We start from the raw sequence: 22094 nt of genomic DNA, 5'->3' as shown, positions 1-22094 counted from the left end.
TCGGGTGGTGCCGGTGGCTCGCGGTCGGGTCCGCCGGCCCGCGGTGGGCCGGCTGCTGCTGCATCGGCACGGCACGCGTCCCGCTGTAGCCGTGCCGATCATGCCGGTCGGGGGCTCAGCTGCGGGCGCGGACGTCGGCGGCGAAGGTGCTGAGCGCGTCCCCGGTGAGCCGGTGCACCGTCCACCCCTCCATCGGGACCGCGCCGGCGGCCCGGTAGAACTCGATCGACGGGGTGTTCCAGTCCAGCACCGACCACTCCAGCCGGGCGAAGCCGCGGTCGACGCACTCCTGGGCCAGCGTGCGCAGCAGCTCGCGGCCCAGGCCGGTGCCGCGGTGCGCGGGGGAGACGAAGAGGTCCTCCAGGTGGATGCCGTGGGTGCCGCGCCAGGTGGAGAAGGTCAGGAACCACAGCGCGAAGCCGGCGACCTCGCCGTCCGGGGTCAGGGCCACGTGGCCGAACAGCGCCGGCGCGGTGTCGAAGAGCGCCTCGTGCAGCTGCCCGGCGGTCATCTGCGCCTCGTGCTCGGCCTGCTCGTAGGCGGCCAGCTCGCGGACCAGCCCCAGCACCGTGGGGACGTCGTCCGGTCGCACCCGGCGCACGCTCACGAGAGCACCTCCTTGACCCGTGCCGGGACGAACCGGCCCAGCGGGGTGAGCACCGGCATGACCAGCGGCGACACCAGGTAGCTGTAGGCGACCACGCAGCAGGTCACCGTCGGGACGACGAGCAGCCCGACGAGGACCAGCAGCACGGTGGCCACCAGGCCGTAGGGCTTGCCGCTCTTCGGGCTGACCAGCGACCGGAACGACCGGTACCGCACGTTGCTGATCATGAGCAGTCCGGGGACGACGACCACCAGCAGCACCCAGACCCGGTCGCGGCCCTGCATCTGGTCGGCGAAGGCGAAGACGCTGGCCAGCACCACGCCGGCCGCGCCGGGGCTGGGCAGGCCGGTGAACCACCGCTTGTCCGCCGTCGGGTCGATCGTGGTGTTGAAGCGGGCCAGCCGGATCGCCGCGCAGGCGACCCAGAGGAAGCAGGCGATCCAGCCGAGCGCGTCCAGCTCGTCGCGGCCGTCGGAGAACAGCGCGAACACCAGCAGCGCCGGTGCGAGCCCGAAGGAGACGAGGTCGGCCAGTGAGTCGAACTGCAGCCCGAACGGCGACACCGCGCCCACAAGCCGGGCCACCGCGCCGTCGGCGATGTCGAAGACCACCGACAGGGCGATGAGCAGGCACGCCAGTCGGTACTCACCGCGGAAGGCGACCAGGATCGCGGCGAAGCCGCACATCATGTTGGCGAGGGTGAACAGGCTGGGCAGCCACGAGCGGGCCCGCCGCCGCCCGCCCCGCACCGACCCCCGGACGAACTCGACGGTGGTGGTGCGCCTGCCTGGCATCCGCCCGCTCCTCAGCTGGACCCGGGCCAGCGGGCGATGACGGTCTCGCCGCCCCGCACGCGCTGCCCCTTGCTGACCAGGACCGTGCACTCCGGCGGCACGAACACGTCCATCCGTGAGCCGAACTTCATCAGACCGATCCGCTGGCCGGTGGTCACCCGGTCGCCGGGCACCACACGGGTGACGATCCGCCGGGCGAGCACCCCGACGATCTGCCGGAAGACCACGGTCCGGTCGCCGTCGCGGACCCACAGCTCACTGCGTTCGTTGCGGTGCGCGCTCTCCGCCCGGTAGGCGGCCAGGAAGCTCCCCGGGGTGTAGGTCGAGGAGGTGATCTCCCCGCGGTACGGCGCGCGGTTGACGTGCACGTCGACCACGGACAGGAACACGCTCACCTGCTGCCAGTCACCGTCGGGCGCGACACCGGGCTGCGGCTCACCGGCCACCATCACCACGCCGTCGGCGGGGGAGACCACGTCCCCGTCCGCCGGGGCCGCCTCGTCGCACCGCCGCTGCGGGTCGCGGAAGAACAGCGCCATGTAGCCGGACAGGGCCAGGAACGGCCACGCCGCGAGACGGGCCCACCGCCGGCCGGTGGCCCGGCCCATGGCGGAGAGCGCCGCTGACAGGCCCAGCGGAACGGCGAGGAAGGGCCAGCCGGCCCGGTCGATGCGCATCGCAGACCGAGGTTACCGGGAGGCCGCCACCGGGCCCTGCCGCCGCGGGCGTCCGGACGGTGGTGACCAGGTCGGGATCAGGTGGAGGCGAGGTGCCCGCTGGCGCCACCGGTGCTGTCCCGCCGGCGCTGCGGTCCGCCGTACCAGTCCAGGCACACCACCGTGGCGTCGTCCCGCAGTTCACCGCCGGTGGCCCGCATGACCGCCGCACCCAGGGCGTGCACCACCTCCCGAGGGTGCAGCGCGGCGGTGCCGGCCAGGGCGGCGGCGACGTCCAGCACCGCGGCATTGCGCTCCTGCATGCCGTCGGTGACGAAGACGAGCCGGTCGCCGGGCAGCAGTGCGAGCTCCTGGAGCCGGAACGCCGTCCCGTGCTCGACGCCGAAGGGCAGGTCGATCTCGAGTTCGACCTCCTCCACCCGGCCGTCCCGCAGCCGCAGCGGGAGCGGGTGGCCGGCGTTGACGATCTGCGCACGCTCGGTGTCCAGGTCGACCCGGAGCACCTGGCCGGTGACGAACTGGCCGGGGGCGGCGTGGGCGACCAGGGCGTCGTTGGCGCAGCGCGCCTGCTCGCCGAGGTCGAGCCCGCGGCGGCGCTCGTTGCGCAGGCTGCCGACCAGCAGGGTCGCCAGCAGGGCAGCGCCCACCTCGTGGCCGACGGCGTCGGTGATCGACAGCTGCAGCGAGCTGCGGTCCAGCGCGTAGTCGAAGGTGTCCCCGCCCACGGTGGCCGCCGGCTCGAGCCACCCGGCCAGGGTGAACTGCCCGGCCTCACAGGTGAACGCCGGCGGAAGCAGTCGGCGCTGGATCTCCGCGGCGAGGGAGAAGGGGGTGGTGCGCTGGCCCCACTCGAACAGGTCGGTGTGCCGGCGGTTGGCGATGACCACGTAGGCCAGGGCGTGCCCGGCGGCGCGCACGTCGGCCTGCACCTGCGCGTCCGGCGGCTCGGGCAGCACCAGCTCCAGCACGCCCATCGCGTCACCCCGGTCGGTGACCGGGACGATCATGCAGACGCCGCGCCCGGTCACCGAGACCGACGCCTGCTGGGTGCGCAGCACCTCGGCGTGCTCGGTGCCCTCCAGCGGGAGCGTCTGGGCCGACTCCGCGCCCTGGACCCGCGTCCCGTCCGGGGACCGGGTCGCGGTGCTGAGCCGGACCAGTGCGTGGCCGCTGAAGTCGGCGATCAGGAAGGAGACCTCGGAGGCTCCGGTGAGGTCGGCGAGGGAGTCCGCGACCGCCGCGACGGCGTCGATGGGAGCTGCTGCCTCCACGCGCTCGAGCAGCGCGCGCAGGTCGAATCGGGGGCTCACGGGGAGGCTCCTGGGTCAGGTGGGGCTGCCACCAGGACCCGGGCGACAGGTACGACACTGCCGGGCCACCCCGGAGGGTGACCCGGCAGTCCGGCCCGCCGTGGGACGTCATCGCGAGCGGTGAGGTCCCACAGCGGGTCCTTCGTCAGGCAGCGGCCTTGGTCTCCCAGAAGATCTTGTCGATCTCGGCGATGTAGTCGAGCAGCTTCTGACCCTCGGCCGGGTCCATGCTGCCCTTGCCGCCGGCGGCGCCGGCCTGCTTGGTCGCCTTGTTGAACAGCTCGTGCAGCTGCGGGTACTTCTCGAAGTGCGGGGGCTTGAAGTAGTCGGTCCACAGCACCCACAGGTGGTGCTTGACCAGGTCGGCCCGCTGCTCCTTGATCATGATCGCCCGGGTCCGGTAGACCGGGTCCTCGTTGCCCTGGTACTTCTCCTGGATGGCCTTGACCGACTCGGCCTCGATACGGGCCTGGGCCGGGTCGTAGACGCCGCAGGGGAGGTCGCAGTGTGCGGTGGCCTCCACGGCGGAGAACATGCGGAACAGACGCATGGGGGTGCCTCCGGGTTCGTGGGGATGGATCTTCTGCGACCCTACCCGGGGTGATCAGCGCGAACACGTCGAGAAGTCGTGGCCCGGACGACGTCCCCGGGCTGGCGACCCGCTGGGTGCTGGCGCGGGTCAGCGGGCCGTCCATGTCGCCGACGGTCCGGCACGGGGACCGGCTGCTCGTCCGCCGGCTCCGGCCGGAGGCGGTGGTGCGCCCCGGCGACGTGGTGCTCGCCCGCTTCCCCTCCCGGCCGGAGCTGCTGGTGGTCAAACGGGTGCGGCACGCGACCCCCGGAGGTCACTGGGTCGAGGGCGACAACCCGCTGGTGACCGACGACTCCCGGGCGTTCGGGCCGGCGGTGGTGCTGGGCCGGGTGGTGGCCCGGCTGCGGCCCCGGCCGGTCCGGCTGCCCCCGGCGCCCTGACCCGGCCCCCGGTCGCCGGCTGCTCAGCCCAGCTGGGCGAGCAGCGGGTCGACCAGGTCCCGGGCACCGGTGTTGCGGTAGAGCAGCACCACGGTCGCCACCGCGAACAGCGGGACGAGCACCGCCTTCTCCACGACCGCGCCGGTGCGCAGGTGCACCGGCGCCAGCCGGCTGCGGCGGACCAGCCAGAACACCGGCACCGGCACGCCCTCCCGGGTCAGCCAGTCACCGGCGATGTGGGTGAGCACACCGGCCGCGATGGCCAGCGGGAGCCAGCCGGGGCTGGGGCTGTGCTCCAGCAGCAGCCAGGCCCCGCCCCAGGACAGCAGCAGGTTGCCGATCACGGTGTTCTCGGCCCGGCCGGGGATGACGAAGTGCAGCGCCCGCAGCGCCAGGCCGATGGCCAGCGCCATCAGCAGCAGGCTGGACCAGCGTTGCCAGGACGCCGCGTAGGCGATCAGCCCGAACACGGCCGGGGCCAGGACGGCGTCGTGGGTGCCCCAGCGGTGCCCGCGGGCGATCGCGCTGACCACCCCCGACGGCGCGTCGGTCAGCGGCCCCCACATCCGGGAGATGGTCGATCCCCGCTGGTCCAGGTCGGGCAGCATGGCGAACCCGCCGACCGCGGACACCCAGGCGACCTGGGCCACCGTGCCGTGCACCGGGACCCCGGGCAGCGTCGCGGCGCCGGCAGCCAGGCCGGAGAGGGCGTGCGAGTGACCGAGCACCCACCCAGCGTGCCGCCGCGCCTGCCCGAACCGCCGGAGGCGCGCTCAGCAGGGGCTGGAACGGCCACCCTTCAGTGGCCCGCGCCGAGCCTGCGAGGTGTGGGGGAAGGGTGGCCCTTCGTCAGTCCTCGTCGTCGTCGGTGCCGCCCCGGGCCAGCCAGGTGGCCAGTCGTTCGATCGGCACCTCGAAGTCCGGGTGCTGGTCGACGAAGGCCTGCAGCTGGTCGGCCAGCCAGGCGAGGGTGACCTCTTCCCCGCCCCGCCGGCCGGCCAGCTCCTCGAGACCGCGATCGGTGAAGTACATGTCGGTGTCGGTGCCCGTCGGCTCAGTCGGCGAAGGCCTGGGCGACCAGCTGCCGCTGCTCGACCTCGTGCACCTTCGCCGAGCCGACGGCCGGGCTGGCCGACGCCTTCCGGGACACCCGCCGCAGCGTGCGCCCGGTGGGCAGCTGCTCGGGGAGGTTGCAGGCCATGAACTGCCAGGCACCCATGTTCGCCGGCTCCTCCTGCACCCACACCACCTCGGTCGCGTTCGGGTACGCGGCGAGCGCCTCGGCGATCTCCTCGGCCGGCAGCGGGTAGAGCTGCTCGACCCGCAGGACGGCGGTGTCGGTGTTGCCCTGGGACTCCCGCTGGGCGAGCAGCTCGTAGCTGACCTTGCCGCTGCACAGCAGCACCCGGCGCACGGACTGGCCGTCCAGGTGCCGGCCGCCGGTGCCCGGGTCGGGCAGCACCGGGCGGAACCGCTGCTCGGTGAAGTCGTCGACGGGGCTGACCGCCACCTTGGCGCGCAGCAGCGACTTGGGGGTGAACACCACCAGCGGGCGGTGCACCTCCGACAGCGCCTGCCGGCGGAGCAGGTGGAAGTAGTTCGCCGGTGTCGAGCAGTTGGCCACCGTCATGTTGTTCTCGGCGGACAGCTGCAGGAAGCGCTCGATCCGGCCGCTGGAGTGGTCGGGCCCCTGGCCCTCGAGCCCGTGCGGCAGCAGCAGGACGACGCCCGAGCGCTGGCCCCACTTGGCCTCGCCGGAGCTGATGAACTCGTCGATGACCATCTGCGCGCCGTCGACGAAGTCACCGAACTGGGCCTCCCAGAGCACCAGGGCCCTGGGGTTGGCCACCGAGTAGCCGTACTCGAAGCCGAGTGCGGCGTACTCGCTCAGCAGCGAGTCGTAGACGAAGAACTTCGCCTGGTCCTCGGTCAGGTTCAGCAGCGGGGTGTACTCACTGGCCGTCTCCCGGTCGATGAGCACCGAGTGCCGCTGGACGAACGTGCCGCGGCGGGAGTCCTGGCCGGCCAGCCGGACCGGCACGCCCTGCATGAGCAGCGAGCCGAACGCGAGCAGCTCGCCCATCGCCCAGTCGATGCCGCCCTCGCTGGCCATCGCGGCCCGCCGCTCCAGCATCTTCTGCAGCTTCGGGTGCGGGGTGAAGTCCGGCGGGAAGGAGACGTGCGCGTCGCCGATGGCCTTGAGCACCTCGGGGGTGATGGCGGTGTCCACCGTCGCCTCCTGCGGCGAGCGCGGGTCCATGACCGGCTCGGGAGCCGAGGCGTCCCGGGCGTCGTGGGTCTCGGCGAAGGCCCGCTCCAGCTGCCCGCGGTAGTCCTTCAGGGCCTCCTCGGCCTCGGCGAGGGTGATGTCGCCCCGGCCGACCAGTGCCTCGGTGTACAGCTTCCGGACCGAGCGCTTGCGGTCGATGATGTCGTACATCAGCGGCTGCGTCATCGACGGGTCGTCGCCCTCGTTGTGGCCCCGGCGCCGGTAGCAGACCAGGTCGATGACGACGTCCTTCTGGAACTCCTGCCGGTAGTCGACCGCCAGCTTCGCCACCCGGACGCAGGCCTCGGGGTCGTCGCCGTTCACGTGGAAGACCGGGGCACCGATCATCCGCGCGACGTCGGTGGAGTAGAGCGTCGAGCGGGACTGCGCCGGGCTGGTGGTGAAGCCGACCTGGTTGTTGATCACCACGTGCATCGTGCCGCCGGTGCGGTAGCCGCGTAGCTGGGAGAGGTTGAGCGTCTCCTGGACCACGCCCTGGCCGGCGAACGCGGCGTCCCCGTGCAGCAGGACCGGCAGGACGGTGAAGCCGCCCTCGCCCTTGTCGATCATGTCCTGCTTGGCCCGGACGATGCCCTCCAGGACGGGGTTGACCGTCTCCAGGTGGCTGGGGTTGCTGGCCAGCGAGACCGAGATGGACCGGCCACCGTGCTCGAAGCTGCCCTCCGCGCCCAGGTGGTACTTCACGTCGCCGGAGCCCTGCACGGTGCCCGGGTCGATGTTGCCCTCGAACTCCCCGAAGATCTTCGAGTAGCTCTTGCCCAGCACGTTGGCCAGCACGTTGAGCCGGCCGCGGTGGGCCATGCCGATCGCGACCTCGTCCAGGCCGTGCTCGGCGGAGGAGGTGAGCACCTCGTCCAGCAGCGGGATGACCGACTCCCCGCCCTCGAGGCTGAACCGCTTCTGGCCGACGTACTTGGTCTGCAGGAAGGTCTCGAACGCCTCGGCGGCGTTGAGCCGGTTGAGCACCCGCTTCTGCTTGTCCCGGGTCGGCTGGTCGTGCTTGACCTCGATCCGCTCCTGGAGCCACTTGCGCTCCTCGGGGTCGGTGATGTGCATGTACTCGATGCCGACGGTGCGGCAGTAGGAGTTGCGCAGCACACCGAGGATGTCGCGGAGCAGCATGGTGCGCTCACCGGCGAAGCCGCCGACCGGGAACTGCCGGTCCAGGTCCCACAGGGTCAGCCCGTGCTGGACGATGTCCAGGTCGGGGTGGGTGCGGACCTTGAACTCCAGCGGGTCGGTGTCGGCCATCAGGTGGCCGTTGCGCCGGTAGGCCTCGATCACCTCGATGACCCGGGCGGTCTTGTCGATCTGGCCCTCGTGGCTGACCCGCTTGTCCGGCACCCAGCGGACCGGCTCGTAGGGCACCCGCAGCGAGCGGAAGACCTCGTCGTAGAACCCGTCCTGGCCCAGCAGCAGCTGGTGCATCCGGCGCAGGAAGTCACCGGACTCCGCGCCCTGGATGATCCGGTGGTCGTAGGTCGAGGTCAGCGTGATGATCTTCGAGACGGCCATCTCGGCCAGCGCCTCGGGGCTCATCCCCTGGAACTCGGCCGGGTAGTCCATCGCGCCGACGCCGACGATCGTGCCCTGGTTGGTGGTCAGCCGCGGCACCGAGTGGTTGGTGCCGATGGTGCCCGGGTTGGTGAGGCTGATCGTGGTGCCGGTGAAGTCGTCCATGGTCAGCTTGCCGCCGCGGGCCCGCCGGATGATGTCCTCGTAGGCGCCCCAGAAGGCGGCGAAGTCCATCTCCTCGGCGCCCTTGATCGAGGCGACCACCAGCGACCGGGACCCGTCGGGCTTGGGCAGGTCGATGGCCAGCCCGAAGTTGACGTGCTCGGGCTGGACGTGCGTCGGCTTGCCGTCGACCTCGGCGAACGCCGCGTTCATGTTCGGGAAGTCGTCCAGCGCCCGGACCAGCGCGTAGCCGATCAGGTGGGTGAACGACACCTTGCCGCCGCGGGCGCGGGCCAGGTGGTTGTTGATGACGATCCGGTTGTCGACCAGCAGCTTGGCCGGCACCGCGCGCACGCTGGTCGCCGTCGGCACGGTCAGCGAGGCGGTCATGTTCTTCACCACGCTGGCCGCGGCGCCGCGGAGCGGGGAGCGGGTGGGCCCGCCGTCCTCGCTGGCCGGGCGACCGGCGCCCGGCTTGGGAGCAGGCTTGGCCGGTGCGGCCGGCTGCTGCTGGGACGCGCGCTCGGCTGCGCGGTTGACCACGGTGCCCTCCGATCGGGCGTCGACGGGGGTGGCTCGGGAGGGAGCGGGGGCACTGGCCTTCGGCGCGGGGCGGTCGGCCTCCGGCGCGGCGGCGCTGGGCTCCGGCGCCGGCTGCTGGGGTGCTGCCGCGCGTGCGTCCTGCCCGCCGGCCGGCGGGGCCACCTCGCGGGCCGGGGCCGGGGAGGCGTACGAGGTCGCGGCCTGGGGGGCCGGGCTCGTCGCCGGGGTGGACGGCGCCGGGGTGGACGGCGCCGGGGTGGACGGCGCCGGGGTGGACGGCGTGTCGCGGTCCTGTCCGTCGGCGACCGGGCTGCCCGGGCGGTAGTCGGCGAAGAAGTCGTGCCAGGCCTGGTCCACGCTGCGTGGATCGGCGAGGTACTGCTGGTACATCTCCTCGACCAGCCACTCGTTGGTGCCGAAGCCGGCCACCGGGTTGCTGTTGGAGGCGGACGGCTGGGATGAGCTCACGCTTGACACGGGGTCGAGTGCCTTCTTCGTCGAGGGACGTCGTTGGACCGGGTGCCGACTTTACGCCCCACCCCTCGGGTGGGGTCGGCGCTCGGGTGGGGTGGCGCACGTGTCCCAGGTCACCGCGCCGCCGGCATCGGGGTGTGACGACCTGGACCCGGTGGCGCCGGGGCCGGCGGGACGGCTCGCGGGGCCACCGGGAGGTGGTCGGCCGGAAGACCGGGCGTGCCGGTGGACCGGGACGTCAGACCACGTCCCGCCGGACGGCCAGCACCGTGCCGAGGAACGCGGCGACGAGCCCGTAGGCCAGCAGCAGCAACGCGCCCTGCCACTGCTCGAGCAGGTCCGGGCCCTGGAAGGTCGCCGTCATCGCCTCCAGCGCGCCGCCGGGCAGCCACTTGTAGGCCCCCGAGGTCGCCGGGATGCTGCGCAGCAGCGGCTCGACGACGAAGAGGTAGACCAGCGCGGCGACGATCGCCCCGACCTGGTTCTTCAGCAGTGCGCCCAGCCCGACACCGATCACCGTGTAGATCACCAGCGCGAGGCCGGCGAAGGCGAGCACCCGGAGGTTGTCCCCGGACAGGTCGGGCGCGTCCCCGCGGGCGTTGCCGTAGACCAGCACGACGGCGGTCGTCACCGCGCAGACGGCGACCGCGAGCCCGATCCCGGCCACCGCGTAGGCCAGCAGCTTGGCGATCACCACCCGGCCGCGCTGGGGCGTGGCGAGGAAGGTGGGCGTGGCGGTCCGGTGCCGGTACTCCTGGGTGATCCCGATGATGCCCAGGACGACGGAGATGACCGTCGCGTTGGTGGCGAGGGAGAAGGCCAGCTGCCCGTACTCGGGGGAGTCCAGCGGCGGCAGCCCGCTGTCGGGGTTGCCGGCGAAGGCGGTGAACAGCGCGGCGAACGCCCCGGACAGCACGCAGGCGCCGACCAGCAGGCCGATCCAGACCCGGGTGCTGAACAGCTTGGCCCACTCGGCGCGGACCAGCCGGGTGAGGACGATGCCCATCAGGCTGCTCCCTGCTCGGTGCGGGCGGCGTACTGCTCCTGGCCGGCGGTGAGCCGGAAGTAGACCTCTTCCAGCCCGCTGGTGTGCGACCGCAGCTCGTGCAGCTCGATCCCGGCGGCGAACGCCCGCCGGCCCACCTCGTCGGTGCTCAGCCCGGTGACGGTCAGCCCGTCCGGGGCACCGTCGGTGACGTCGACCGTCGTCCCGGTCGAGCGCAGCTGCTCGGCCAGCGCGGCGATCTGCGGACTGCGGACCAGCACGCTGCCGGTGCTGCCGGCCCGCAACTCGGCCAGCGACCCCTGGCGCACCAGCCGGCCGGCGCCGACGATCACCACCCGGTCGGCGGTCTGCTCGACCTCGGAGAGCAGGTGGCTGGAGACCAGCACGGTGCGCCCCTGGTCGTGGGCGAGGTGGCGGAGGAACCCGCGCAGCCACTGGATGCCCTCGGGGTCCAGCCCGTTGGCCGGCTCGTCGAGCACCAGCACGGACGGGTCGCCCAGCAGGGCGGTGGCCAGACCCAGCCGCTGGCGCATCCCGAGGGAGTAGCCGCCGGCGCGGCGCCGGCCGGCCGGACCCAGCCCGACCTGGTCGAGCACCTCGTCGGCCCGGGCGACCGGCAGGCCGGTGGCCCGGCAGTAGACCCGCAGGTGGTCCCGACCGCTGCGCGCCGGGTGGAACGCGGTCTCCAGCACCGCGCCGACCTGGCGCATCGGCTCGGGCAGCCCGGCGTACCGGACGCCGTTGAACGTGGTGGTGCCGGTGTCGGGGGTGATCAGGCCCAGGGCCATGCGCAGGGTCGTGGTCTTGCCCGCGCCGTTGGGCCCGAGGAAGCCGGTGACCTGCCCCGGTTCGACGGTGAAGCTCAGGTCGTCGACCGCGCGCACCGTGCCGAAGGTCTTCGTGAGGCCGGCGACGTCGACCCGGACGGGTTCGACGGCGGCCGTTCTGGCGCTGCTGATCTCGTCCCCCTCGTCCCGCCGGCAGGTCCGGCACCGCGGCCATCCAAGCGCACCAGAGGGTCCCGCGGCCAGCACTCGGGCCGCCCCGGCGAGCCTGCACCGTGACCCCCGGCACACGGCCGGACGGCGTCCCCCGGTAGGTTGCGCGCCGGCGGACCAGCCACCCGGTCGGCCACCGGACCGGCACGGCAGCGCCGGTGCCGGCGAGCGCCAGCGAGGAGGTCGCGTGCCCGCCAGCTCTCCCGCCGCTGGGCCACCGACCCCCCGGACGCAGTCCGTGCACTCCTCGCGACCGTCCGTCGCCCCGACGTCGGGCTGACCGCTGCCGCAGTCCCAGGCCGGTCCCCCCACCGGCGGCCCCGACCCCCGCGAGTCCCTCGAGCGGCTGCTCCTCGAGGGGCCCCGGCGGTACACCCGGCGCCAGGTCGCCGAGCTGGCCGGCATGCCGGCCGAGCGCACCCAGCGGCTGTGGCGGGCGCTGGGCTTCGCCGACGTGCCCGAGGACGACCCGGCGTTCACCGACGCCGACGTCACCGCCCTGGCCCGGCTGTCGTCGCTGATCGACTCCGGTTTCGTCGCCCCCGACGCGGAGGCGTCCATCGCCCGGGCGATGGGCCAGTCGCTGTCCCGGCTGGCGGACTGGCAGACCGACATGCTGGCCGCGCTGGTCGCGGCGGCTGCCGAGGGGGAGGACCCCAGGCCGGACGTGGAGGCCGACGTCGTCCGCTCCACCGAGCAGCTGCTGCCGCTGATGCGCGAGCTGCAGGACTACGTGTGGCGCCGGCACCTGGCGGCCAACGCCGGCCGGCTGTTCCTGGCCGAGCCGGGCACGGTCGACCGGCGGGAGCTGGCCGTGGGCTTCGCGGACCTGGTGGGCTACACCTCGCGCAGCCGGGGGATGGGCGGGCGTGAGCTGGGCGCGATGGTCGAGGACTTCGAGGGCACTGCCGCCGACGTGATCGCCCGGCACCGCGGCCGGGTGGTCAAGACGGTGGGCGACGGGGTGCTGTTCACCAGTGAGGAGCCGATCGCGGCGGTGGAGATCGCGCTGCGCCTGCCCGAGGAGTGGGCGGCGGCCGACCGGCCGCCGCTGCGGGTCGGCGCCGCCTTCGGCACCGTGCTGACCCGGCTCGGCGACGTCTACTCCCCGGTGGTCAACCTGGCCAGCCGGCTGACCTCGCTGGCCCGGCCCTCCACCGTGCTGGTCGACCACGCGCTCGCCCGCCGGCTGCGCGGGGTACGCGACTACCGGGTGCGGCCGCTGAGCCGGGTGTCGGTGCGGGGCTACGACCAGCTGCAGCCCTGGCTGGTCCGCCGCCGGAGCGCCGAGGAGGGCGCGGCGCCCGGGGTGACCGCCTTCGAGGAGCTGCTCGACGAGATCGCCGACGACGTGCTGCGGGATCCGCACGGCGACCGGCCCGGGCCGACGCCGCCCTGAGGGAACCCGTTCGCGGCCGGCGGCGGGCGGTCGGCACCATGTGCGGGTGTCCGCCACGCTGCTCGCCCGTGGACTGGCCGCCGGTCACGGCGCCCGGGTCCTGTTCACCGACCTCGACCTGGTCGTCGCCCCCGGCGACGTGGTCGGCCTGGTCGGGGTGAACGGCGCGGGGAAGTCGACCCTGCTGCAGACCCTGGCCGGGGTGCTGCCCGCCGAGTCCGGGGAGATCGCGCTGAGCCCGCCGTCGGCCACCGTCGGCTACCTGCCGCAGGAGACCGACCGGCGGCCCGGGGAGACCGTGCTGGAGCTGCTGGCCCGCCGCACCGGGGTCGCCGCCGCCGAGCAGGCGATGGAGGAGGCCACCGAGGCGCTGACCGCGGGTGCCCCCGGCGCCGACGACCGGTACGGCGACGCCCTCGAGCGGTGGCTGGCCCTGGGCGGCGCCGACCTGGCCGAGCGCGCCGAGGCGGTCGTCGCCTCGGTCGCGCCGGGGGTGGCGCTGGACGCCGCGACGGTCGGGCTCTCCGGCGGCCAGGCCGCCCGGGTGGGGCTGGCCTCGCTGCTGCTGTCCCGGTACGACGTGCTGCTGCTCGACGAGCCCACCAACGACCTGGACCTCGCCGGCCTGGAGCAGCTGGAACGCTTCGTCACCGGCCTGCGCACCGGTGTCGTGCTGGTCAGCCACGACCGGGAGTTCCTCGCCCGCACCGTCACCCGGGTGGTGGAACTGGACCTCGCCCAGCAGCTCGTGCGGGTGCACGACGGCGGCTACGAGGCCTACCTGACCGAGCGGGAGGTGGCCCGCCGGCACGCGCGCGAGCAGTACGACGAGTACGCCGACACGAAGGCGTCGCTGGAGGCCCGCGGCCAGATGCAGCGCAACTGGATGGCCAAGGGCGTGCGCGACTCGATCAAGAAGTCCAAGGACGGCGACAAGCACATCAAGGCCGCCAACCGGGCGTCCTCGGAGAAGCAGGCCGCGAAGGCCAGGCAGACCGAGCGGCGGATCGAGCGGCTCGAGGTGGTGGAGGAACCGCGCAAGGAGTGGGAGCTGCGGATGGAGATCGCCGCCGCCCCCCGCGCCGGCGCCGTGGTCGCGACGCTGCGCGGCGCCGTGGTCCGCCGCGGCGCCTTCACCCTCGGGCCGGTCGACCTGCAGGTCGACTGGGGCGACCGGGTGGCGATCACCGGCGGCAACGGCTCGGGCAAGAGCACGCTGCTGGCCGCCCTGCTGGGCCGGTTGCCGCTGGACGAGGGGACCGCGTCCCTGGGGTCGGGCGTGCGGCTGGGCGAGGTCGACCAGGTGCGCGGGCTGTTCCTGGCCGACGAGCCGCTGTCGGCCGCCTTCGGAGCCGAGGTGCCCGACCTGCCCGACGCGGACGTGCGGACGCTGCTGGCCAAGTTCGGGCTGCGCGCCGATCACGTGGTGCGGCCGGCCGGCACCCTGTCGCCGGGGGAGCGGACCCGGGCGGCGCTGGCGCTGCTGCAGGCCCGCGGGGTGAACGTGCTGGTGCTGGACGAGCCGACCAACCACCTGGACCTGCCGGCGATCGAGCAGCTGGAGCAGGCGCTGGCCGACTACACCGGCACGCTGCTGCTGGTCACCCACGACCGCCGGATGCTCGAGGCGGTGCACACCACCCGGCGGTTCGCGGTGGCCGGTGGCCGCGTCCAGCAGGGCTGACCGGGCCCGGAGACGACTCCGCCCGCCCGGGACCGAGGTCCTGGGCGGGCGGGGGAGTGCGGTGCGAGCTGGGCTGGTGTGCCCCCGGCAGGATTCGAACCTGCGCCCCTGCCTCCGGAGGGCAGTGCTCTATCCCCTGAGCTACGGGGGCTCGTTCCGCGGTCGTGCGGTGTCGCTGTGGTGCCTGCGCCTGGTCTCCCTCGGCGCCGTCAGCACGTTACCAGCCGTCGCAGGCGGCTCCGGCAGCGGCCCCGGCCACCGGAGCGCGGCCGGTCACGGAGCCGGCAGCGGCTCCCCGCCACGCGCGCGCAGCATCGTCGCCATCGTCGTCGTCTCGGCCGACTGGGTCTCCGCGATCGACCGGCCCAGGCCGCGGACGACGTCCACGTCGGCCTGCTCGGCGGCCTGCTCGGCCATCTCGAACCCACCCTGGTGGTGCCGGATCATCAGCTGCAGGAACAGCACGTCGAACGGGCTGCCCGACAGCGACCGCAGCTGCGCGAGCTCGTCCTCGGTGGCCATCCCGGGCATCACCGCACCGCCGGACCCGTGCCCGGACATGTCGTGCCCGGCCATCCCCTCGCCGGCCATCCCCTCGCCGGACATCCAGGCCATCGTCTCCCCGCCGCTCACGGGGAGGCCCCACAGCGACAGCCAGCCCTGCATCCGGCCGACCTGGTTGGTCTGGGTGGCGGAGATGTCGAAGGCCAGCTGCCGCACCTCGGCGTCCTCGCTGCGGGTGAGCGCCAGGTTGGCCATCTCCACCGCCTGCAGGTGGTGCCGGGACATGTCCCGGGCGAACCCGGCGTCCACCGAGTCGCTCGTGGGCTCCGCGGCGCGGCCGATCCCCGTCGCCACCGCCAGCCCGCCGCCGGCCACCAGCATGCCCAGGGCGATCACCGTCACCAGGACGGCGGTCGTCCAGCTGTGCCGGCGGGGGGCGGAGGACGGCGTGGCGGCAGGGTCGGTCATGGTCTCCTCGGAGCTCGGGCGGTGGACCGGGACGGGATCACGGGGTGCTGGTGCCCTCCGCGGCCGGCGACTCGGTGGTCGGCGCGTCGGTGACCTGCGCGCCGGTGCCCCGGCTGGAGCCGCCCTCGACGATGGGCTCGGTGATGAACAGCGGCTTCTCGCAGCTGGCGCCGATCTCCGGGTAGGCGCCCTCGATCTCCCCGTTGAACGTCATGAAGTCCACGTACTGTTCCACCCGCTCGTCGGTGGCCGAGTCGACCGCGAGCTGGTGGTTCCACGACTGCAGGCTGATCGTCGAGCCGAGCCCGGCGTAGGGCGAGAGCATCAGCCCCGAGCGGCCGTCGACCAGCTCCTCCAGGGTGCTCAGGTCCCCGTCGCTGATCGCGTCCGGGTCGTAGGCGATCCAGGTCGCGCCGTGCTCGAGGCTGTGCACCGCGTTCTCGTGCCGGATGTCCACGTCGTAGACCGTGCCGGTGCAGTCGGCCCACTCGCCGTCGTGCGGCCCGCCGACCGGCGGGGACTCGGTGTAGTCGACGTCGGTGGTCACGTGCTCCTGGCCGGCCGCGTACTCATAGGACTGCAGGTCGGCGATCTGGTCGACGCTGGTGACCCGGTTGGCGTTGGACTCGTTCACCTGCAGCACGGCGTAGGTGAGCACGGCCGCGGCGAAGACGGCGACGGCGACGGCCGCGGCGATCAGGCCCCACGGCTTCTGCTGGGTGACCACGTCGGCCGGCGGGCGGGTGCGGCCCTTGCCCTGCGGGCCGGTGGCGCGGGAGGACGTGCTGCGGCCGCCGGCGCCCTTGCCCGGCACGCCACCGGAGCGGCCGGCGCCGGACCCTCCGCGGGACGCGCCGCCTGTGCCGCGGCCGTTCTCGGGCTGGGGGTCCTTGGCCACTGCCGCTCCTCGTTGCTGTCCGTCGCGCGCGGCTGCGCCTGGTGTCGGCGCGCCGCGGGTCCGTGTCGGGCGGGTCCCGTACGGCGCGAGCGAGTGTAGGTCGCCGGCCTGTGCGGACCCGGCCGTCGAGTGGCGCGCCGGGTGTCGTCGTGCTCACCCTGTGGGACGGCGACCGGGCAGGTCGGAACGGGGATGCCCGCCTCCGTACGATCGAGCGGTGACACCCGAGCAGCTCAGTGACGTCGTCCGGTCCGCTGTCGCGGCGGCCGTGGAGCGCGGCGACCTCGCCGTCGCCGTCCCCGAGGACGTCGTGATCGAGCGCCCGAAGAACCCCGAGCACGGCGACTACGCCACCAACGTGGCCCTCCGGCTGGCCAAGGGCGCCGGGCGCCCACCCCGTGAGGTGGCCGAGCTGCTGGCCACCGAGCTGCGCGCCGTCGACGGGGTCGCCGCCGTGGACGTCGCCGGGCCCGGGTTCCTGAACATCACGCTGGCCAAGGACGCGCTGGGCCAGATCGCCGTCCGGGTGGTCACCGCCGGCGAGGCGTACGGGCGGACCGACGTGCTGGCCGGGCAGCGGCTGAACCTGGAGTTCGTGTCGGCGAACCCGACCGGGCCGGTGCACATCGGTGGCACCCGCTGGGCCGCGGTCGGCGACGCGCTGGGCCGGCTGCTCAGCGCCAGCGGCGCGGAGGTGACCCGGGAGTACTACCTCAACGACGCCGGCGCGCAGATCGACCGTTTCGCCCGGAGCCTGCAGGCCGCGGCGCTGGACCGGCCGGTGCCCGAGGACGGCTACGCGGGGCAGTACATCGGCGAGATCGCCGCCCAGGTGCTGACCGCCGAGCCGGAGCTGCTGGCTCGGCCGGAGGAGGAGCAGGTCACGGTCTTCCGGGAGCGGGGCGTGGAGCTGATGGTCGCCGAGATCCGCAGTTCGCTGGCCGCGCTGGGTGTCGAGTACGACGTCTTCTTCTCCGAGCTGAGCCTGTACGCCTCGGGTGCGGTGGAGAAGGCGGTCGCCCGGCTGCGCGAGCAGGGGCACGTCTACGAGGCCGACGGCGCCGTGTGGCTGCGGACGACGACCTTCGGCGACGACAAGGACCGGGTGCTGGTCAAGGCCGACGGCGAGACGACCTACTTCGCCTCTGACTGCGCCTACTACCTGGACAAGCGCGGGCGGGGCTTCGACAAGGTCGTGATCATGCTCGGCGCCGACCACTCCGGCTACGTCGGCCGGTACAAGGCGCTGGTCGCGGCCACCGGGGACGACCCGGACACCAACCTGGAGATCCTGATCGGCCAGCTGGTCAACCTGCTCCGCGACGGCGAGCCGGTGCGGATGAGCAAGCGGGCCGGCACCGTCGTCCTGCTCGAGGACCTGGTCGAGGCGGTCGGCGTCGACGCGGCGCGGTACGCACTGGCCCGGGCCTCGGTCGACCAGCAGATCGACCTGGACATCGAGCTGTGGACCCGCAGGACGAACGACAACCCGGTCTTCTACGTCCAGTACGCGCACGCCCGGATCTCCTCGGTGCTGCGCGGTGCGGGCGACCTGGGGTTGTCCCTCGGCGAGGCCGGCGACGTCGACCCGGCGGTGCTGGAGCACCCGCGCGAGGGCGACCTGCTGCGGGCGCTGGGGGAGTTCCCCCGGGTGATCGCCTCGGCCGCCGAGCTGCGCGCCCCGCACCGGGTGGCCCGCTACCTGGAGGAGCTGGCCGGCACCTACCACCGGTTCTACGACTCCTGCCGGGTGCTGCCCCGCGGCGACGAGGAGGCCACCCCGGTCACGACCGGCCGGCTGTGGCTGTGCGCGGCCACCGCGACGGTGCTGCGCAACGGCCTCGCCGTGCTGGGCGTCTCCGCCCCGGAGCGGATGTGAGGGCCCACCCGGCGGGTCCGCTGCACGGCAACATCGCCCCGCCGCCGGCCGCCGGGCCGGCCCCGGCCGAGCTCGGCGCGCTCGACCCGCAGGTCTGGCCACGGTCGGCCCGCCGGGTCGACGGCGAGCTGGAGCTGGGCGGCCGCCGGGTGACCGACCTGGCCCGCGCGCACGGCACCCCGCTGTTCGTGCTGGACGAGGAGGACTTCCGCGGCCGGGCCGCGGACTTCGCCACCGCCTTCGCCGATGCCGACGTGCACTACGCCTCCAAGGCCTTCCTCTGCGGCCAGGTGGCCCGCTGGATCGCCGACGACGGCCTGCACCTGGACGCCTGCAGCGGCAACGAGCTCGCCGTGGCGCTGGCCGCCGGCTTCCCCGCCGAGCGGATCGCGCTGCACGGCAACAACAAGTCGCTGGTCGAGCTGCAGCTGGCCGTCGACGTCGGGATCGGCCACGTCGTGCTGGACTCCTTCGACGAGATCGACCGGCTGGTGCCGCTGGCCGAGGCCCGGGTGGCCGCCGGCGGTGCCCCGGTCCCGGTGCTGATCCGCTCCACCGTCGGCATCGAGGCGCACACCCACGAGTTCATCGCCACCGCCCACGAGGACCAGAAGTTCGGCTTCTCGCTGGCCACCGGCGACGCGCTCACCGCCGCGGTGCGGGTCATCCGGGAGCCGGCGCTGCACCTGGCCGGGCTGCACAGCCACATCGGCTCGCAGATCTTCGACACCGCCGGGTTCGAGGCCGCCGCGCACCGGGTGGTCGGGCTGCTGGGCCAGGTGCACCAGGCCACCGGCGAGCTGCTCGGCGAGCTCAACCTCGGCGGCGGCTTCGGCATCGCCTACCTCGCCGAGGACGACCCGGTCACCCCGCAGGACGTCGCGGTCAAACTGCGCTCGGTCATCGCGGCGGAGTGCGCGGCCCTCGGGCTGCCGGTGCCCCGGCTGGCCGTCGAGCCGGGCCGGGCGATCGCCGGGCCGGGCACGGTGACGCTCTACGAGATCGGCACCATCAAGCCGGTGCGGCTGGGCTCCAGCGGCGCCCCGGGCACCCCGCTGGTGCGCAACTACGTCTCCGTGGACGGCGGGATGAGCGACAACATCCGCACCGCCCTCTACGACGCCAGCTACACCTGCGTGCTGGCCAACCGCGACTCCGACGCCCCGCCGGCGCTGTGCCGGGTGGTCGGCAAGCACTGCGAGAGCGGCGACGTGCTGGTGCGCGACCTGTGGCTGCCCTCCGACGTCCAGCCCGGCGACCTGCTCGCGGTCGCCGCGACCGGCGCCTACTGCTGGTCGATGGCCAGCAACTACAACTACCTGCTCAAGCCGCCGGTGGTCGCCGTCCGCGACGGTGCCGCCACCGAGATCGTCCGGCGGCAGACGCTGTCGGACGTGTTCGCCCTGGACGCCGTCCTGGCCGACCTGCCCGCCCCGAGCCCGGCGATCGACCAGCCGGCCCCCGAGCACCCCGCTGGAGCCCAGTCGTGAGTGACTCCCTCAAGCTGGCCCTGCTGGGCTGCGGCACCGTGGGCGGGGCCGTGCTGCGGCTGCTGTCCGAGCAGTCCGACGACCTCGCCGCCCGGATCGGCCGCCGGGTCGAGGTGGCCGGCGTCGCCGTCCGCCGTCCCGACCGGCACCCCGAGGTGCCCGCCGAGCTGCTGACCACCGACGCCGAGGGCCTGGTCACCCGGCCCGACGTCGACCTGGTGGTCGAGGTGATCGGCGGCATCGAGCCGGCCCGGACGCTGATCCTGGCGGCCATCGGCGCCGGCAAGTCGGTGGTCAGCGCCAACAAGACACTGCTGGCCGAGGACGGCGTCGCGCTGCACGCCGCGGCCGCCGAGGCCGGCGTGGACCTCTACTACGAGGCCGCGGTCGCCGGGGCGATCCCGCTGCTGCGCCCGCTGCGCGAGTCCCTCGCCGGTGACCAGCTGCGCCGGGTCGTCGGCATCGTCAACGGGACGACGAACTACATCCTGTCCCGGATGGCCGAGACCGGCGCCGGGTTCGGCGAGGCGCTGGCCGAGGCCACCGAGGCCGGGTACGCCGAGGCCGACCCCACCGCCGACGTCGACGGCTTCGACGCCGCAGCCAAGGCCGCGATCCTCGCCTCGCTGGCCTTCCACTCCCCGGTCACCGCAGGTGACGTGCACCGCGAGGGCATCTCGGCGGTCTCGGCCACCGACGTCGCCCGGGCGGCCGAGATCGGCTGCACCGTCAAGCTGCTGGCCATCTGCGAGCGGGTGACCGGCGCCGACGGGGCCGACGACGCGGTCGCCGTCCGGGTGCACCCGGCGATGATCCCGACCACCCACCCGCTGGCCGCCGTCGGTGGCGCGTTCAACGCCGTGTTCGTCGAGGCCGAGGCCGCCGGCGAGCTGATGTTCTACGGCCAGGGCGCCGGGGGGCAGCCGACCGCCAGCGCCGTCCTCGGTGACCTGGTGGCCGTCGCCCGCAACCGGCTGGCCGGTGCCGCCGGGCCCGGGACGACGGGCTACGCGGGGCTGACCGTGCGGCCGATGGCCGACACCCCCACCCGCTACCACGTGAGCCTGGACGTGGCCGACCTGCCCGGGGTGCTCGCGACCGTGGCGCAGGAGTTCGCCGCGCACGGCGTCAGCATCGCCACCGTGCGCCAGGACGGGCACGGCGACGCCGCCACGCTGGTGATCGTCACCCACCGGGCACCGGACTCCGCGCTGGCGGCGACGGTGACCCGGCTGCGGGAGATGTCCGCCGTCCGGGGCGTGACCAGCGTGCTGCGGGTGGAGGGGCTGTGAGCGGGGCGATCCGCGCGAGTGAATGGGTGACGCTGTCATGAGCACGGAGCTGCCGACCGGCCTGCGGGGCGCGGTCTCGCCGTACTGGCCCGGCCTGATCGAGGCCTACCGGCACCGGTTGCCGGTGAGCGCGTCGACGCCGGTGGTGACGCTGCAGGAGGGCGCCACCCCGCTGGTGCACGCCGCGGAGCTCTCCCGGCGCACCGGCTGCGAGGTGTGGCTGAAGGTCGAGGGCGCCAACCCGACCGGTTCCTTCAAGGACCGCGGCATGACCATGGCGATCACCAAGGCGCTCGAGGAGGGCGCCAAGGCGGTCATCTGCGCCTCCACCGGCAACACCAGCGCGAGCGCCGCGGCCTACGCCGCGCGGGCCGGGCTGACCTGTGCCGTGCTGGTGCCGCAGGGCAAGATCGCCACCGGCAAGCTCGCCCAGGCGCTGGTGCACGGGGCCAAGCTGCTGCAGGTCGAGGGCAACTTCGACGACTGCCTGGCGCTGGCCAGCAAGCTGGCGATCGACTACCCGGTCAGCCTGGTCAACAGCGTCAACCAGTACCGCATCGAGGGGCAGAAGACCGCCTCGTTCGAGGTCGTCGACGTGCTCGGCGACGCCCCGGACGTGCACTGCCTGCCGGTCGGCAACGCCGGCAACATCACCGCCTACTGGCAGGGCTACCGGGAGTACGCCGCTGACGGCCCGGCGACGCACACGCCCCGGATGTGGGGCTTCCAGGCCGCGGGTGCTGCCCCGATCGTCACCGGCCGGGTCGTCGAGCAGCCCAGCACGATCGCCACCGCCATCCGGATCGGCAACCCGGCGTCCTGGACCAAGGCGCTCACCGCCCGGGACGACTCCGGTGGCCGGATCGACGCGGTCACCGACCGGGCGATCCTGGCCGCCTACCGGCTGCTGGCCCGCAGCGAGGCGGTCTTCGTCGAGCCCGCCTCGGCCGCCTCGGTCGCCGGTCTGCTGCAGGTCGCCGAGGCCGGTGGCCTCGAGCCCGGTCAGCGGGTGGTCTGCACCGTCACCGGCAACGGCCTCAAGGACCCGGAGTGGGCGATCTCCGGTGCGCCGGCGCCGGTCACCATCCCGGTCGACGCCGCCGCGGCTGCCGCGCAGCTCGGGCTCTGACCG

At 73.9% G+C, this 22094-nt stretch carries 19 protein-coding genes and 1 tRNA gene; 7 read left to right on the top strand and 13 right to left on the bottom strand.

Going from position 1 to position 22094, the window contains the following annotated elements:
* Positions 1–115: 115 nt before the first annotated feature.
* From Q1A09_RS03795 to sodN, 5 genes are all read right to left on the bottom strand, one after another.
* Complete coding sequence (locus Q1A09_RS03795) at positions 116–607, bottom strand: GNAT family N-acetyltransferase (RefSeq protein ID WP_299952152.1); 492 nt, start codon at positions 605–607, stop codon at positions 116–118.
* Positions 604–1401 (bottom strand): CDP-diacylglycerol--serine O-phosphatidyltransferase, encoded by a 798-nt coding sequence (gene pssA / locus Q1A09_RS03790; RefSeq protein WP_299952151.1) that lies wholly within the window; start codon positions 1399–1401, stop codon positions 604–606. Before pssA ends, Q1A09_RS03795 begins: the two co-directional genes overlap by 4 nt.
* Before the next feature lie 11 nt (positions 1402–1412).
* Positions 1413–2078: a phosphatidylserine decarboxylase gene (locus Q1A09_RS03785; RefSeq protein ID WP_299952150.1), complete on the bottom strand. Its 666-nt coding sequence runs from the start codon at positions 2076–2078 to the stop codon at positions 1413–1415.
* A 77-nt stretch (positions 2079–2155) separates the two neighbouring features.
* A complete protein-coding gene (locus Q1A09_RS03780) occupies positions 2156–3388 on the bottom strand; it encodes a PP2C family protein-serine/threonine phosphatase (RefSeq protein ID WP_299952149.1) in 1233 nt (410 codons plus the stop codon).
* Between the two features lie 145 nt (positions 3389–3533).
* Entirely contained in the window at positions 3534–3938 is a 405-nt protein-coding gene (sodN, locus tag Q1A09_RS03775; protein WP_299952148.1) for a superoxide dismutase, Ni, read from the bottom strand.
* 50 nt (positions 3939–3988) lie between these two features.
* Here sodN and Q1A09_RS03770 point away from each other — a divergent pair, with 50 nt between their 5' ends.
* Positions 3989–4360: a S26 family signal peptidase gene (locus Q1A09_RS03770; RefSeq protein WP_299952147.1), complete on the top strand. Its 372-nt coding sequence runs from the start codon at positions 3989–3991 to the stop codon at positions 4358–4360.
* A 23-nt stretch (positions 4361–4383) separates the two neighbouring features.
* On the opposite strand, the gene Q1A09_RS03765 is transcribed toward Q1A09_RS03770, so the two are convergent.
* The 5 genes from Q1A09_RS03765 to Q1A09_RS03745 form a co-directional block, all read right to left on the bottom strand.
* Entirely contained in the window at positions 4384–5088 is a 705-nt protein-coding gene (locus tag Q1A09_RS03765; protein WP_299952146.1) for a metal-dependent hydrolase, read from the bottom strand.
* A 121-nt stretch (positions 5089–5209) separates the two neighbouring features.
* Entirely contained in the window at positions 5210–5392 is a 183-nt protein-coding gene (locus Q1A09_RS03760; RefSeq protein WP_299952145.1) for a DUF6104 family protein, read from the bottom strand.
* 22 nt (positions 5393–5414) lie between these two features.
* Positions 5415–9338, bottom strand: a complete 3924-nt coding sequence (locus tag Q1A09_RS03755) for a multifunctional oxoglutarate decarboxylase/oxoglutarate dehydrogenase thiamine pyrophosphate-binding subunit/dihydrolipoyllysine-residue succinyltransferase subunit (RefSeq protein ID WP_299952144.1) — start codon at positions 9336–9338, stop codon at positions 5415–5417.
* A gap of 244 nt (positions 9339–9582) precedes the next feature.
* Positions 9583–10350 (bottom strand): ABC transporter permease, encoded by a 768-nt coding sequence (locus tag Q1A09_RS03750; RefSeq protein WP_299952143.1) that lies wholly within the window; start codon positions 10348–10350, stop codon positions 9583–9585.
* Positions 10350–11234 carry an ATP-binding cassette domain-containing protein gene (locus tag Q1A09_RS03745; RefSeq protein WP_299952142.1) on the bottom strand — a complete coding sequence of 295 codons (885 nt, stop codon included), beginning with the start codon at positions 11232–11234 and terminating at the stop codon, positions 10350–10352. Before Q1A09_RS03745 ends, Q1A09_RS03750 begins: the two co-directional genes overlap by 1 nt.
* Before the next feature lie 397 nt (positions 11235–11631).
* On the opposite strand from Q1A09_RS03745, the gene Q1A09_RS03740 reads away from it, so the two are divergent.
* Both Q1A09_RS03740 and Q1A09_RS03735 read left to right on the top strand, forming a co-directional pair.
* A complete protein-coding gene (locus tag Q1A09_RS03740; protein ID WP_299952594.1) occupies positions 11632–12747 on the top strand; it encodes an adenylate/guanylate cyclase domain-containing protein in 1116 nt (371 codons plus the stop codon).
* Positions 12748–12793: 46 nt separating this feature from the next.
* Complete coding sequence (locus Q1A09_RS03735) at positions 12794–14431, top strand: ABC-F family ATP-binding cassette domain-containing protein (RefSeq protein WP_299952141.1); 1638 nt, start codon at positions 12794–12796, stop codon at positions 14429–14431.
* Positions 14432–14510: 79 nt separating this feature from the next.
* Here Q1A09_RS03735 and Q1A09_RS03730 read toward each other — a convergent pair.
* The 3 genes from Q1A09_RS03730 to Q1A09_RS03720 all read right to left on the bottom strand — a co-directional run bounded on the left by Q1A09_RS03730 (position 14511) and on the right by Q1A09_RS03720 (position 16301).
* Positions 14511–14582, bottom strand: a tRNA-Arg gene (locus tag Q1A09_RS03730).
* A 122-nt stretch (positions 14583–14704) separates the two neighbouring features.
* Positions 14705–15403 (bottom strand): DUF305 domain-containing protein, encoded by a 699-nt coding sequence (locus tag Q1A09_RS03725; RefSeq protein WP_299952140.1) that lies wholly within the window; start codon positions 15401–15403, stop codon positions 14705–14707.
* Between the two features lie 37 nt (positions 15404–15440).
* Complete coding sequence (locus Q1A09_RS03720) at positions 15441–16301, bottom strand: DUF3105 domain-containing protein (RefSeq protein WP_299952139.1); 861 nt, start codon at positions 16299–16301, stop codon at positions 15441–15443.
* Between the two features lie 217 nt (positions 16302–16518).
* On the opposite strand from Q1A09_RS03720, the gene argS reads away from it, so the two are divergent.
* From argS to thrC, 4 genes are read left to right on the top strand one after another with little or no spacing between them, the layout of a single operon-like run.
* Positions 16519–18180, top strand: coding sequence for an arginine--tRNA ligase (argS, locus tag Q1A09_RS03715; RefSeq protein WP_299952138.1), 1662 nt, complete (start codon positions 16519–16521; stop codon positions 18178–18180).
* Complete coding sequence (gene lysA, locus Q1A09_RS03710) at positions 18177–19670, top strand: diaminopimelate decarboxylase (RefSeq protein WP_299952137.1); 1494 nt, start codon at positions 18177–18179, stop codon at positions 19668–19670. Before argS ends, lysA begins: the two co-directional genes overlap by 4 nt.
* Positions 19667–20962, top strand: coding sequence for a homoserine dehydrogenase (locus Q1A09_RS03705; RefSeq protein ID WP_299952136.1), 1296 nt, complete (start codon positions 19667–19669; stop codon positions 20960–20962). The genes lysA and Q1A09_RS03705 overlap by 4 nt, the downstream gene beginning before the upstream one ends.
* A gap of 37 nt (positions 20963–20999) precedes the next feature.
* Positions 21000–22091: a threonine synthase gene (thrC, locus tag Q1A09_RS03700; protein WP_299952135.1), complete on the top strand. Its 1092-nt coding sequence runs from the start codon at positions 21000–21002 to the stop codon at positions 22089–22091.
* The last annotated feature ends 3 nt before the right edge of the window (positions 22092–22094 follow it).

Origin of the sequence: uncultured Modestobacter sp. (assembly GCF_947486615.1) — a bacterium.
Taxonomy (GTDB): domain Bacteria; phylum Actinomycetota; class Actinomycetes; order Mycobacteriales; family Geodermatophilaceae; genus Modestobacter.
Note: the sequence above shows the minus strand (reverse complement) of the source record. Positions and strands in the feature narration are given on the sequence as shown.